This window comes from Acinetobacter sp. ATCC 27244 (assembly GCF_000156555.1).
Taxonomy (GTDB): domain Bacteria; phylum Pseudomonadota; class Gammaproteobacteria; order Pseudomonadales; family Moraxellaceae; genus Acinetobacter; species Acinetobacter haemolyticus.
Genome location: NZ_GG665996.1, coordinates 1 through 592 on the forward strand (window position 1 = coordinate 1; position 592 = coordinate 592).

Below are 592 nucleotides of genomic sequence, written 5' to 3' on the forward strand. Positions count from 1 at the left end.
CAGGGGAAACCTTACGGTTACAGTCGATACCAAACATAAATCGAATACCATGTTTTCTTATGGTTTTTAGATTTGCAGTCGATGAATACCAACTATCACCTGTAATAAATTGAATCTTTGCACCCCAACTAAGTACTTCACTTAACATATCCATAAAGTAATCATTCTTGGTTTTACCCTCAGATTTGTCATAAATTCGGAAATTAATTGGAATATTTTGACCATTCTGATCTGTCGCATACAAGGTAATGAGATTAATCCCCTTGACGGATCGGTGGTGTTTGCCTGACCAAAAATAGCTAACCAAGTCCATATGTTGACTATATGGTTTATCTAAAACAGTATCATCAATACTGACTATAAGTTTATTATTATCAATATGTTGAATTGCTTCTTGATATAGGTCGTGAGGTGTGTAGTCTTCACGCTCTAGAAAGCGATTTACACTATCATGCGAGATATTATAAGTCTCGGCAAGTTGTGTGCAGCTAATAGAGTTCGGTTCTGTCATGAGAAAGCCCATATAAATGGGTAATGTACAAGTTGCTGTAGAAGCATGTTTAGTTCGTCTGATCACAGATACTTTATAAAC

The 592-nt window shown here is 35.8% G+C and carries 1 protein-coding gene; it reads right to left on the minus strand.

Annotation, left to right across the window (positions count from 1 at the left end):
• The coding region (locus tag HMPREF0023_RS15950; RefSeq protein ID WP_155757178.1) for a transposase at positions 1-577 on the minus strand (577 nt) is incomplete at its 3' end.
• Positions 578-592 lie beyond the last annotated feature (15 nt).